Source organism: Kitasatospora sp. MAP12-44 (assembly GCF_029892095.1).
GTDB lineage: Bacteria > Actinomycetota > Actinomycetes > Streptomycetales > Streptomycetaceae > Kitasatospora.
This window is the reverse complement of the sequence record NZ_JARZAE010000004.1, coordinates 495,280-507,732: the sequence shown is the minus strand read 5'-3', so window position 1 is coordinate 507,732 and position 12,453 is coordinate 495,280. Positions and strand designations below refer to the sequence as shown.

The following is a 12,453-nucleotide window of genomic DNA, read 5'->3' as shown; positions in this document are numbered from 1 at the left end:
CCGGGTACGTGTCGCGATGCCCGCGCGGGGCAGCGTCCCTGCCCCTGGTCCGGGACCCCGGGACATGTCGGGGGAGGCGGCCCCGACCGCAGACTCGGTGGCGACCGACCGCCCACCCGAAGGAGTGAGCATGCCGTCGTACCTCACCCCGGGCGTGTACGTGGAGGAGGTCCAGTCCGGTGCGCGGCCGATCGAGGGAGTCGGCACGGCCGTCGCCGCCCTGGTCGGCTTTGCCGAGACCGGCCCCTTCCACGAGCCAACCCTGGTGACCAACTGGGACCAGTACGTGCAGCGCTTCGGCGGCTTCTCCGAAGGCACGTACCTGCCCCACGCCGTGTACGGCTTCTTCGCCAACGGCGGCGGCTCCGCCTACGTCGTACGGATCGGCGACCCCGGCCGGCAGGCGCCCGGCGCCGGGCCGGACCCCGCCCGTACGGCGCCCGTGCCCAGCGCCGTCGCGGGCTTCCTGTTCTCGGCTCTGCCCGGCGTGGGCGGCGACGTCTCCGTCGAGATCGCCGAGGCCGAGGGGGAGAACGTCCCGGACGACCGGTTCAAGCTCGTGGTCCGCAAGGGCAGCGAGGTGACCGAGACGTACGAGGTCTCAACCCGTAGGAGCACCAAGGGATATGTCGTCACCCAGCTGCGCGAGTCGAAACTCGTCGTGGTCACCGAGCAGCCCGGCAGCGCGCAGAGCCGCCCGGCGCCGCAGCGCCTCGCCCTGGCCGCTGCCCCCACGGCCCCCGCGGCTCCTGCGGCCGCGCCGGTCGCCCCCGCCACCCCCGCACCCCGGGTCGACCCCGCGGAGTACGTGGGAGACGCCTCGGCCCGAACCGGATTCGCGGGCCTCGAGGCGATCGACGAGATCACCATGGTCGCGGTGCCCGACCTGATGAGCGCCTTCCAACGCGGCGACCTCGACGCGGAGGGCGTCAGGACCGTCCAGCTGGCGGTGATGTCGCACTGCGAGCAGATGGGCGACCGGATCGCCGTCCTGGACACCCCGCCGGGCCTGAACGCCCAGCGGGCGCGCACCTGGCGGATGGACGAGGCGGGCTTCGACTCCCGCTACGCCGCCCTGTACTACCCGTGGATCAAGGTGTTCGACCCCGCGAGCGGCCGCAACGTGATGGTCCCCCCGAGCGGGCACGTCGCCGGGGTGTGGGCGCGCAGCGATGCCGAACGCGGCGTGCACAAGGCGCCGGCCAACGAGATCATCCGCGGTGCGGTGGACCTGGAGATCCGCCTCAGCAAGGGCGAGCAGGATCTGCTGAACCCGATCGGCGTCAACTGCGTACGGGCGTTTCCCGGGCGCGGCATCCGGATCTGGGGTGCGCGGACCCTCGCCTCGGACCCCGCGTGGCGCTACCTCAACGTGCGGCGGCTCTTCAACTACCTGGAGGAGTCCATCCTGTTGGGGACCCAGTGGGTGGTGTTCGAGCCCAACGACGACCGGTTGTGGTCCAGCATCCGCCGCAACATCACCGCGTTCCTGACCGAGGAGTGGCGGCGGGGAGCGCTGTTCGGCCAGACCGCGGCGGAGGCCTTCTACGTCAAGTGCGACCGTGACAACAACCCCCCGGAGTCCATCGACCTCGGGCAGGTGGTGTGCGAGATCGGGGTCGCTCCGGTGAAGCCCGCCGAGTTCGTGGTGTTCCGGCTCGCCCAGTTCTCCGACAGCACGAGCCTCGTCAACGAGTGACCAGCAGGGACACCAGCAGGACCGCAGGACCGACGGGACCAGAACACACGCCTCCGGAAGGTGACAGGAAGTCATGGCTGACGGCGATCCGCTCTCCACACATATCTTCGGCCTCCAACTCGGCGGCTACAACGTCGAATCCGTCAAGGAGATCAGCAACCTCACCGTTGATCAGGATGTCGTCGAGTACAAGCAGGTGACCCAGCAGGGCAAGTTGATCGTCCGCAAGCAGCCCGGAGCGCGGCTGCCGGGCGAGGTGACGATCACCCGCGGTCTCGACAAGAGCGGGGCGTTCACGAACTGGATCAAGGAGACCCTCAACAACGGCGCGATCAACACCGCGCGGCAGAACCTCACCATCGAGGTCAAGGACACCACGGGGGCCACTCTGCGGCGCATCCAGCTGATGAACGCCTGGGCCAGCAGGTGGGAGGGCCCCACACTCACCGCGGGTGAGTCGCAGGCCGCGACGGAGACGGTGACCATCGTGTTCGAGGAGATCACGGTCGAGTGACTTCCTCCCCCTCGCGGACGAGGGGGATTCCCCTCAGCCTCGCGGCTGAGCCGCTGCCGCGAGCGCTGCGCTGGGACGACTTCCTGCTTCATCGACGACTGCCCGACCGGAGTGCTCCGTTGAGGTCTTACATCACGGCCGTACCAGCCGCGCGCGGCGGAAGGTCGCCCGCAGTCGACCCGCTCCTGCCGCAGCGCCCACGCCTCGGACCGCGCGGCCAGCGCCATGTTGTAGACCTTCCGCACACACCCGAACGTGCGCGACAGCTCAGCTGCCTGCGCATCGGTCGGGTAGAAGCGGTACCGAAACGCCCGCTTCACGTGGACGGTCCTCATGGATCGCAAAGTAGCACCTCGGTCGTGATCATCTGACAGATGATCACCTTTGCCTGTAAGTGATCCGCCTTGACGGCGAAACGCCTATGCCTGACCAAAGGAAAGGTCTTCAGATGAGGAGACGGATCGGCCTGGGGGAACTCCTGGAGCAGGCACCGGCAGCGGCTGCGGCACCGGCGGCTGCGGCGTCGCAGCAGGGCGCCGCGTCGCAGCGGGGGCGCCAGCCTCGGGAGAGCGAGCTGCGTACGGAGTTCGAGTTCGAGCTTCCGCGCGGGTTCGTGGACGACGAGGGCACGGTGCACCGGCACGGCGCCATGCGGCTGGCCACCGCGCGGGACGAGCTGATGCCCCAGATCGACCAGCGGGTCAAGGAGAACCCGGCGTATCTGAGCGTGGTGCTGCTGAGCCACGTGATCACCAGGCTCGGCACGGTCACCGACGTGCACGCCGGTGTCGTCGAGCGGATGTACGCCACCGATGTCGCGTTCCTCCAGGACTTCTACCAGTGGATCAACAGCGAAGGCCACACGCGCGCCGCGGTGACCTGCCCGCACTGCGAGGGTTCCTTCGAAGTGGACCTCGCCGGTGGGCGCCTGGGGGAATCGTGACGTACGCGACTGCTCGGCTGTATGAGGAGATCGCGTACGTCGCCTACCACTTCCACTGGCAGCGGGAGGACATCCTCGACCTGCCCCACGGCGAGCGCCGGCAGTGGGTACGGGAGATCGCGCGGATCAACACCCGTGTCAACGAAGGCGGTTGAGCGGTATGGGGAGCTGGGGCAGGTTCGCCCGCCGGGGGGCCGGCGGCGCGGCGAGCGGTGGCCGTGCGTCCGGGGGTGTGGGTGTGGGCGCAGGCGGGGGTGCGGGCGGTGGCTGGCGTGCGGTCGCGCCGCTGGCCCCGACCATCGCGGGGGCGGCGGCCGGGGTCAGCGACGGCCTGCGGTTCCGCTCGCGGCTCGCCTCCTGGCGGGACCCGTCGCTGTGCGGGGAACTCGGGCACGCGGTGCTCGGTTCGGCTCCGGTGGGGATCCTGCGGGCGGTGGCGCGGCCGCTCGGTCCGGCGACCTCTGCGGGTGGCGGCGAGCCCGTGATGTCGTACGCCGCTCCACCTGCACCGGTGCCGGCGGCGGCACTTGAGCACGACGGGCCGGTGACGCAGGTGCAGAGGTCCGGAGCCGTACGTCGCCGGCTCCCTGCCACATCGGCCACCGGGGTGGTCCCCGACGTCGGTGCCGCGCCGACTGCGGGGAAGGCCCGACCGCGACGGTCCGGCCTGGTCCGGCCGCGTCCCGTCGGCGAGTCGCTGATTATGGCACCGCGCCCCTGGTCGTCGCCCACGCGCACGGTCGCCGTGATCCCGCCCCTGCCCCTGCCCCCGCGCCCGCCGCGCCGCGTGGAGCGCCCGGATGCCACGTCCACGGGTGCGGCGGCGACGCAGCGGTCCGCCGACGCGGGACAACCCGGGGTTGTGGCAGGGGCGGAGGCGACCGCCGGCGCCGGCCCGGCTGAGACCCCCGCGCCGATCGCTGCTCAGCGCACGGTCGGCGACTCGGGCCCGACCGCTGGCGGCGTGGTCCAGCGCGCTGGCGTGGAAGGCGCCGCATCGGGTCGACCGGTACTCGGAGCGCCGCTGGCCGCACTGCCCGCGAGCGCCTCGCCACAGTTGGCTGCGGACGGCCGACGGCCTGGTCGAGCCCGAGCCGACGACGTGTCAGGTCCCGCGCTCGCACCGATGCCGATCGTCCCCGCACCTTCGCCCGCGCCCGCGCCCTCGCCCTTGGTTCCGCAAGCGGTCGGCTCGGCAGAGATCCTGCCCGGCGGACCGGGCGCGGGACCATCGGCCGCCGCCCCGCAGCCCACCCTGCAGCGGCACGCCGACTCCGCACCCGCGCGCACGCGTGGGGGACTGGGTGCACCGCTCAACGCGCTGCCGCCGACCGCGGGTGTGCCGGGCGGTACCGCCGCATTGCTCGGCAGGCGCGGCGGTGCCGTCCCGCGGGTCACGGACACGGCGGCGAGCGGCGGCACGCAGGACGGGAGCGGATCGGCGCGGGAGCACGGCGCGCCCACGAGCCTCGCGCTGCCGCAGCCTCCCGCACCGCCGCAGCCTCCCGCGCGGACCGGGATGGTGCTGCGCAGCAAAGGCGCTCCCCGCGAAGCCGCCGCGCCGGACGCACCGCACACGCCGGGCAGAACGGGTACCTCGGACTCAACGGCTGTCCAGCGCGCGGTTGATGGCGGAAGCGGCTCCGCCCGGCGCGATGGCGCTGCGCTGACGGTCCCGGTGCGCTCGCCGGTCCCGGGCGGTGGCATCGTGAGGCGTACGACCGAGCCTGTCCACCGCGCGCGAGGGCTGCTCGGCGCGCGCCGGACGGCGTTGGCTCTCGCCGCATCCGCGCCGGTGCCCGCAACGGGTACCGACCGCGCGGCGGCGCCCGCCACACCAGTCGTCAGGCCCGCATGGCGGCAGGTCCCTCCGGCGAGCACCGATAGCCGGTCCGCCACGGACTCGGCAGTGTCCGGGAGTTGGCGGCGTCGGGCCACCGCCGTCCTACGGCTCCCGTGGCGTGGGGAGGCCCGCCGACCCGATGCCTCGCGTTCGGAGCGCCCGGCGAACCCGGTGGAGTCGGTGTTCCCCGGGGGTGCCGGTCAGGACGTGCGACCGTCGCGGTTGGGCGCCACACGTGCGAGGCGTCCGAGCGTGCAGCGCTCCACGTCTGGTGGCCCTCGGCCGACAACGCCGGACGCCCAACCGGAGCTGCTCGCAAGCGCTTTGCGGCCTGCGGCGACTCCCTTGCCGCGCGGGCGACGCGCGGACCGTACGGTGCCACCGGTCGTCGCCACCCCGGACGCCGTGCGTCACCGCGGTACGGCGTCCACGAGCGCCTCGCGCGGCGGGCCCGGTCCGAGTGTGCCCCTGGTACGGCTCGCGCGACCGGGAACAGCGGCAGCCCCGGCGCCGGTCCAGCGGCTTCCGGTTGGCCTCCGGGCCGCGCAGCCGTTTCAGGTGCAGCCGCCGAGCGGCGGCAGCTGGCCGGCGCGCACGGCGGAGGGGGACGTGGTCACACCGGGCGCACTGGCAACACCTGGTACGCCAGGTACGCCAGCTGCGCCGGGTACGGACCGGCTGACGACGCTGCGTCCTCCCGCCGCGCCGACCACCTCCCCATCGCCGCCCTCGCCGTCCCAGTCGTCGGCCGGCACGGCACGGGTGTTGCAGCGCGTGGCCGAGCAGGCGGGGTTGTCCGGGGTGCCGTTGACCGCCGTACCGCCCCGCACGCCGGCCGCCGCCCCGCCCCTGACCGCCGCCGCCTCGCACGCGGAGGCGAGCACCCGATCGCCGACCGAGACTGCCGCGACTGCCGAGACCACCGCCGGCGCCGACATCGACGAACTGGCCCGGCGCCTGATCGAACCCGTCGGCCGGCTGCTGCGCGCCGAACTGCGCAGGGGAAGGGAGCGTGCCGGGCGACCGTACGACGGCCGTCGCTGAGCGGGCAAGGATCGGCGGGCGGGCGACGAAGGCAGGAACGAGCAGGGATGAGCAGCGATGACCGACAACATCTTCGCGACGAGCGTGTTCTTCAGGCTCACGATCGGCGGCAACGACCTCGGGGAGTTCGCGACCTGCGCGGGACTCGGCGCCCAGGTCGAGATCGAGCAGTACGCGGAAGGCGGCAACAACGGCTTCTCCTGGCAACTGCCGGGCCGCATCACCTGGTCGAACATCACGCTGACCCGCGCCGTCACCGCGGACACCACCAAGATCGCCCGCTGGCTGGACGAGATCGTCCGGCGGGTGGAGCCCAAGGACGGCGAAATCGTGGCACTGCGGCCCGACTTGAGCCGCATCGTCAGCTGGCAGGTGCTCGGCATCGTCCCGGTGCGGTGGCAGGGTCCGTCCTTCGACCCCGCGAACTCCGAGGCCGCCGTGGAGACGCTGGAAATCGCACACGCGGGCCTGCGCCCGTCATGACCCACCGGACAACTCTCACGGAAGGAGGTGCGGGAGGATGTCGTCAGCGGTTCCCGCGAGTGTCACCCGGGCCCAACTGACCATCATGGAGCCCCCTTCGACGGTCGGCGCCCAGCCCGGCGGGACGATCGCGACGCTTCCCCTCCAGTTCAACCCGGCGACCCTCGTGCTGAGCAAGTCCACGGAGTGGCGGCGCACGCCGTCCCGGATGGCCGGCCAGTCCGCGCTGCCCGAGTTCGTCGGCAGCGGACCGCGCTCGCTCTCCCTGGAGGTGTTCCTGGACGCGACGGCGACCCACGACGACTCGGTGGAGAAGGCTGTGGAGCAGCTGATGACGGCCTGCGTCCCCACCCCGAGCAGCCTGGCGCACAAGACCCCGGCGAGCCCGTGGATCCGACTGGACTGGGGCGCGTCGAAGACGACCTCGTTCAACGGGGTGCTGACCGCGCTGTCGGTCAGCTACACGCTCTTCGACGTCGACGGCAAGCCGCTGCGGGCCGTCTGCTCGCTCACCATCAAGGAGGCCAGCGTCGATCCGCCGGGCCAGAACCCGACCTCCGGCTCGCTGGAGGCGCGCAGCACCCACCGGGTGATCGCGGGCGACAGCCTGCCACTGCTCGCCTGGCGCGAGTACGGCGACGCGACGGCCTGGCGCACCATCGCCGAGGCCAACGACATCGACGACCCCATGGTGCTCGCCCCCGGCACGGAGCTGATCGTGCCGGGGATCGACGAACTCGCCGAACTCGCCCAGGGCGGGCGCTCATGACCACTCCCGAGGCGCGCGGCGGCCGGTCCTTCGCCGCGGAGCCCGTCGTCGAGGCACCGGGCGAGCTGCCGCCGATCTGGGCGGCGCAGCTGGTCTCCTGCGACATCGACCAGAGTGTCGGCCTGCCCGACACCGCCGTCCTGTCGTTCCGCGACGCGGACCACAAGTTCCTTGCCGCGACGGGCATTTCCATCGGCACCCGGCTGCGGGTCTCGGTGGTCACCCTGCAGGGTCACGCGCAGGTGCGGCTGTTCACCGGCGAGGTGACCGCGCTGGAGCTGGAGGTGGACACGACGGGCACGTTCACCGTCGTACGGGCGTCGGCGATCACCCACCGCCTGATGCGCGGGCGCAGGGTGAAGGCGTTCCGCAACATGACGACCGCGGACATCGTCCGCGAGGTCGCCACGGGCGCCGGGCTGGGCTGCGGCCGCATCGATGCCTTCGCCGTCGTCCACCAGCAGCTCTCCCAAGCCAACGTCTCGGACTGGGAGTTCCTCCAGTACCTGGCGCTGGAGAGCGGCGCGCAGGTGCGTGTCGACGAGGAGGGCCTGCTGGAGTTCGTCAAGCCCGAGCCCGCCTCCGCCGCCCCGCCGCCCACCACCCCGGCCCCGCAGAACCTGATGGTCCTGGAGTACGGCCGCAACCTGCTGGAGCTGCGCAGTGTGCTGACTGGCGTCGCCGGGGCGGACACGGTCGAGGTGCGCGGCTGGGACGTCACCACCAAGAAGGCCCTGGTCGCCACGGAGCCGTCGGTGTCGGCGGCCGACCCGACCGTGCTCCCGGGGCTGAGCCCGTCCGTGGTGACCTCCGCCTTCACCGGTCCCGCCCGGCTGACCGTCGCCGACACCCCGTACCGCACGCAGGCGGAGACGACGGCGGCGGCCGAGTCGCTCGCCGCCTCGGTGGCCGCCGGCTTCGGGGAGGTGGAGGCGGTCGTCGAGGGCAACCCGAGGCTGCGGGCCGGCACACCCGTCGCCCTGGGCAACGTCGGAGCCGCCTTCTCCGGCCGCTACACCGCCACCGCGGTGCGCCATCTCCTGGAGCCGTACCGCGGCTACCGCACCACCGTCGTGGTCAGCGCGGCGCCGGACCGCTCGCTCGCCGGGCTCGTCACCGGGGGCAACGCGCCGTCGCGCGGGCCGCGGATCCAGGGTCTGGCGATCGCCGTGGTCACAGACGTCCGGGAGCCGGGCGAGGCGCAACGCGGTTGGGTTCGGCTGAAGTTCCCCTGGCTGGACGACACTTACGTCTCCGACTGGGTGCGCACGGTGCAGTGGGGAGGCCACGGAGGGGGCGGCGTGTTCAGTCCCGAGGTCAACGACGAGGTACTGGTCGGGTTCGAGCACGGCTCCCTCGACTGCCCCTATGTGCTGGGCGGCCTCTACAACGGCGTCGACCACCCCTCGACGCACGAGGTGCCGCTGGTCGATCCGGCCGCCGGGCGGGTCAACCGCCGCTCGCTGGTGTCCCGTTCGGGCAACCGCCTGGAGCTGCTGGACGTGCCCGGCGGCCCGTCCGGCGTCCGGCTGGCCAGCGGTGACCAGAAGCTGGAGCTGAGGCTGGACGAGCAGCGCGGCGAGATCGTCCTGACCGTCTCGGGCGCTGCGGGGACGGGGAGTTCGGTGCGTCTCTCCTCATCCGGGATCACCCTCGACGCCGGCACGGGAGAGGTGAAGCTGCGCGGCGGATCGGTGACCGTCAACGGCGAGACGGGGGTCACCGTGGACGGCGGCGTGCTGGCGGTGCTCAAGGCCGACCTCATCCGCATCAACTGACAGGCAGAGCAAAGTAACTGACTGATCATCAATTCTGGATGGGAGACCGCAGATGCCCCCCGCAGCCCGGACCGGTGACAGCACCGACCACGGTGGTGTCATCACCCTCGCGCCACCGGGCGCCGTCGCGGTGGAGACCGTGCTGATCGGCGGCCGGCCGGCCGCCGTCGTAGGCAGCCTGCACGCCTGCGTCCCCCATGTGGAGCTCGGGCCCGCCAACCTCGTCATGCCCAGCCTCGCGGCGGCGTCCGGAGGAGTGGTCCTGATCGGCGGGCTGCCCGCGGCCCGCCTGGGGGACGAGACGGCCTGCGGAGCCACCATCGTGACCGGCGCGTTCAACGTGCTGATCGGAGGCATTGCATGAGTGGAGGCGTCGCATGAGTGGAGATGTCGCATGAGCGGGTGCGTTGCATGAGCGGCGGCTTCATCGGCCGCGGCTGGGCGTTCCCGCTCCGGGTGAACGCCACCGGCGGCATCGGCATGGTCGACCGGGACCGGGAGATCGCCGAGGCGATCCGGCTCGTCCTCGGCACCGCTCCCGGAGAGCGGCCGATGCGCCCGGAGTTCGGCTGCGGCATCCACGAATACGTGTTCGCGCCGGGCGACGGCACCACCGCGGGCCGCATTGCGCGCGAGGTGCGCATCGCGCTGGAACGCTGGGAGCCGCGCATCGAGGTCGACGACGTCGTGATCGCCTTCGACACCATCGAGGAGGGAACGCTCTACATCGACGTCCACTACGCCGTGCGGTCCACCAACGACCGCCGCAACCTCGTCTTCCCCTTCTACACCATCCCGGAGTCCCCGGAGTCCCCAGAGGCGTCGGACGGGGGGACGAGCTGATGGCGCTGCCCTCCCCGAACCTGGACGACCGCCGGTTCCAACAACTCGTCGACGAGGCCAAGAGGTACGTCCAGCAGCGCGCGCCGGAGTGGACCGACCACAACGTGTCCGATCCGGGCGTCACCCTCATCGAGACCTTCGCGTACCTGGTGGACCAGCTGCTGTACCGGCTGAACCGGGTGCCGGAGAAGAACTACTCCGCCTTCCTCGACCTGCTGGGCATCCGGCTCTTCCCGCCGGCCGCGGCGACCGCGGAGGTCGACTTCTGGCTGTCGGCGCCGCAACCCGAGACCGTTCTGCTGCGGGCGGGCACCGAGGTCTCCACGCTGCGCACCGAGACCGAGGAGGCGGTGGTGTTCTCCACGGTCGAGGACCTCCCCGTCGTCCCCAGCTCCCTCGACCGGCTGGTCACGGCCTCCGCCTCGGGGCAGCAGAGCGACTGCACGGCACGGCTGGCCGACGGCGTGGACGTGCCGTGCTTTCAAGCGCGTCCGGAGATCGGCGACGCCGTGCTGTTCGCGCTGCCGGCCGTCGTACCGCGCTGCATCCTGGTGGTCAGGCTGGACAGCCGGGTGGAGGGCGTCGGCGTCGATCCGCGCCAGCCGCCACTGGTGTGGGAGGTGTGGGACGGCGCGCGGTGGATCGCCTGCGAGACCGGCTCCGACAGCACCGGAGGCCTCAACAGGCCCGGCGAGGTGGTGGTCTTCGTGCCCGCCGGGCAGGTCGCCTCGGTGGTCGCCGGGCGGCGGGCGGGCTGGCTGCGCTGCCGGGTGACCGCGCCAGAGCCGGGCCAGCCGTTCTACTCCGAGTCCCCCACGATCCGCCGCGCGGAGGTGTTCACCGTCGGCGGCACCGCGACCGTCGGCCACGCCCAGACCGTCACCGACGCACCTCTCGGCACCTCGGAAGGGGTCGCGGGCCAGCGCTTTCGCCTCGCGAGGCAGCCCGTGCTGCTCGACGGCGAGCCGCCGACGGTCGAGGTCTCGGCCGGCGAGGGCTGGCAGCGCTGGACGGCGGTGGAGCACTTCGGCGACTCGGCACCGACCGACCGGCATGTGGTGATCGACGCGACCACGGGGGAGTTCATGTTCCCGCCCGCCGTCCGGGAGCCCGACGGAAGCCTGCGCCCGTTCGGCGCGGTGCCGCCCAAAGGGGCGCGGCTGCGCGTGCCGCACTACCGTACGGGCGGCGGGACCGCCGGTAACGTCGCCCGGGGGACGATCTCGGTGCTGCGCAGCTCGGTCCCGTACGTGGCCAGGGTCGACAACCGCGAGGCGGCCAGGGGCGGGGTCGACGGCGAGACGGTGGAGAACGCCAAACTGCGCGCCCCCCACCTGCTGCGCCTGCAGGAACGCGCCGTCACAGCCGGGGACTTCGAGCTGATCGCCCGGCAGGCCGCCCCTGCGGCGGCCCGGGTCAAGTGCGTGCCGGCCCTGGCCGGGGAGGCGGGCGCGGTGCGCGTGCTCGTGGTCCCCGACGCGGTGGCGGACGACGGCGACCGCCTGCGGCTCGAGCAGCTGATCCCCGGTGAGCAGCTGCTGTCCGCCATCGCGTCGGCCCTCGACGAGCGGCGGCTGATCGGCACCCGGCTGGTCGTGCAACCCCCCGACTACCAGGGGGTGACGGTGGTCGCCCGGCTCGCGACCCGCTCCCCGGACGCCGATCGCGTACGGGAGGCGGCGCTCGCGGCGCTGTTCAGGTATCTCAACCCGCTGCGCGGCGGCGCCGACGGCACGGGCTGGCCGTTCGGCCGGGCGGTCCAGTACGGGGAGGTGTTCGCCGTCCTCCAGCAGGTGGCCGGCGGAGCGGCGGTCGAGGAGCTGCGCCTGTTCCCGGCGGACCCGATCACCGGGCGGCGCGGCGCGCCCGCCGAGCGGGTCGACGTCGCACCGGACGCCCTGGTCTTCTCCCACCAGCACCAGGTCGTGGTCACGTCGGTGGACGCATGAGCCGCTCCGCCGTCCCGGAACTGCCGAGCCGGCACCCGATCGGCGCGCTGCTGCCCGCGCTCTACGCCGACGACGACTTCGCCCAGCGGTTCACCGCCGGTCTGGACACCGTCCTCGCCCCGGTGTTCGCCACTCTGGACAACCTGACCGCCTACTTCCAACCCCGCCTGGCCCCGGCGGACTTCCTCGACTGGCTGGCGTCCTGGGTCGCCGTGGAGACCGACCCGGCCTGGCCGGAGGAGGTGCGTCGGCTGGTGGTCGAGCGGGCGGTGGAACTGCACAGATGGCGCGGCACCCGGCGGGGGCTGCAGGAGCGGCTGCGGCTGATCCTCGGGGTGGGCGCACAGATCGTGGACGGCGGCGGGGTGGCCTGGTCCACAACGCCGGACGCCGCGCTTCCGCCCGCGCCCTCGGGGGAGCTGCTGGTACGGGTCTGGCCCGAGCGCACGGCGGTGGTGGACGAGGAGCAGGTGCTGGCCGTGGTCAGGGCGTCCTGCCCGGTCCACCTCAGTTGCCGGGTGCAGCTCCTGCCCGGTCCGCCCAGCCCGCCCAGCCCGCTCAGTCCGAGTGGGAGAGAGGAGAGCTGAC

The 12,453-nt window shown here is 72.8% G+C and carries 12 protein-coding genes and 1 pseudogene; 12 read left to right on the top strand and 1 reads right to left on the bottom strand.

Translation table 11 applies throughout. From position 1 onward, the window contains the following. Positions 1 to 130: 130 nt before the first annotated feature. The gene (locus P3T34_RS03435; RefSeq protein ID WP_280664470.1) at positions 131 to 1,699 is read left to right on the top strand and encodes a phage tail sheath subtilisin-like domain-containing protein; all 1,569 of its coding nucleotides are present in this window, start codon (positions 131 to 133) and stop codon (positions 1,697 to 1,699) included. A gap of 73 nt (positions 1,700 to 1,772) precedes the next feature. Next, entirely contained in the window at positions 1,773 to 2,213 is a 441-nt protein-coding gene (locus P3T34_RS03430; protein WP_280664469.1) for a phage tail protein, read from the top strand. 173 nt (positions 2,214 to 2,386) lie between these two features. On the opposite strand, the pseudogene P3T34_RS03425 reads toward P3T34_RS03430, so the two are convergent. Next, a pseudogene (locus P3T34_RS03425) lies at positions 2,387 to 2,548 on the bottom strand (helix-turn-helix domain-containing protein); the annotation flags it as partial. Positions 2,549 to 2,661: 113 nt separating this feature from the next. Here P3T34_RS03425 and P3T34_RS03420 point away from each other — a divergent pair. From P3T34_RS03420 to P3T34_RS03375, 10 genes are all read left to right on the top strand, one after another. Beyond that, positions 2,662 to 3,156 (top strand): hypothetical protein, encoded by a 495-nt coding sequence (locus P3T34_RS03420; RefSeq protein ID WP_280664468.1) that lies wholly within the window; start codon positions 2,662 to 2,664, stop codon positions 3,154 to 3,156. Further along, positions 3,153 to 3,311: a DUF6760 family protein gene (locus P3T34_RS03415; RefSeq protein WP_280664467.1), complete on the top strand. Its 159-nt coding sequence runs from the start codon at positions 3,153 to 3,155 to the stop codon at positions 3,309 to 3,311. Before P3T34_RS03420 ends, P3T34_RS03415 begins: the two co-directional genes overlap by 4 nt. A 2,462-nt stretch (positions 3,312 to 5,773) precedes the next feature. Beyond that, entirely contained in the window at positions 5,774 to 6,043 is a 270-nt protein-coding gene (locus P3T34_RS03410) for a hypothetical protein (protein ID WP_280664466.1), read from the top strand. Positions 6,044 to 6,100: 57 nt separating this feature from the next. Then, positions 6,101 to 6,526, top strand: a complete 426-nt coding sequence (locus P3T34_RS03405; protein WP_280664465.1) for a phage tail protein — start codon at positions 6,101 to 6,103, stop codon at positions 6,524 to 6,526. 37 nt (positions 6,527 to 6,563) lie between these two features. Continuing rightward, on the top strand, positions 6,564 to 7,295 hold the full coding sequence (locus P3T34_RS03400; RefSeq protein ID WP_280664464.1) for a LysM peptidoglycan-binding domain-containing protein: 732 nt from the start codon (positions 6,564 to 6,566) through the stop codon (positions 7,293 to 7,295). After that, positions 7,292 to 9,073, top strand: a complete 1,782-nt coding sequence (locus tag P3T34_RS03395) for a VgrG-related protein (protein WP_280664463.1) — start codon at positions 7,292 to 7,294, stop codon at positions 9,071 to 9,073. Before P3T34_RS03400 ends, P3T34_RS03395 begins: the two co-directional genes overlap by 4 nt. Positions 9,074 to 9,125: 52 nt before the next feature. After that, positions 9,126 to 9,437, top strand: coding sequence for a PAAR domain-containing protein (locus P3T34_RS03390; protein ID WP_280664462.1), 312 nt, complete (start codon positions 9,126 to 9,128; stop codon positions 9,435 to 9,437). A gap of 47 nt (positions 9,438 to 9,484) precedes the next feature. Further along, positions 9,485 to 9,916 (top strand): GPW/gp25 family protein, encoded by a 432-nt coding sequence (locus tag P3T34_RS03385; protein WP_280664461.1) that lies wholly within the window; start codon positions 9,485 to 9,487, stop codon positions 9,914 to 9,916. Further along, the gene (locus P3T34_RS03380) at positions 9,916 to 11,865 is read left to right on the top strand and encodes a putative baseplate assembly protein (protein WP_280664460.1); all 1,950 of its coding nucleotides are present in this window, start codon (positions 9,916 to 9,918) and stop codon (positions 11,863 to 11,865) included. The genes P3T34_RS03385 and P3T34_RS03380 overlap by 1 nt, the downstream gene beginning before the upstream one ends. Further along, positions 11,862 to 12,452, top strand: a complete 591-nt coding sequence (locus tag P3T34_RS03375; RefSeq protein ID WP_280664459.1) for a phage tail protein — start codon at positions 11,862 to 11,864, stop codon at positions 12,450 to 12,452. The genes P3T34_RS03380 and P3T34_RS03375 overlap by 4 nt, the downstream gene beginning before the upstream one ends. Position 12,453 lies beyond the last annotated feature (1 nt).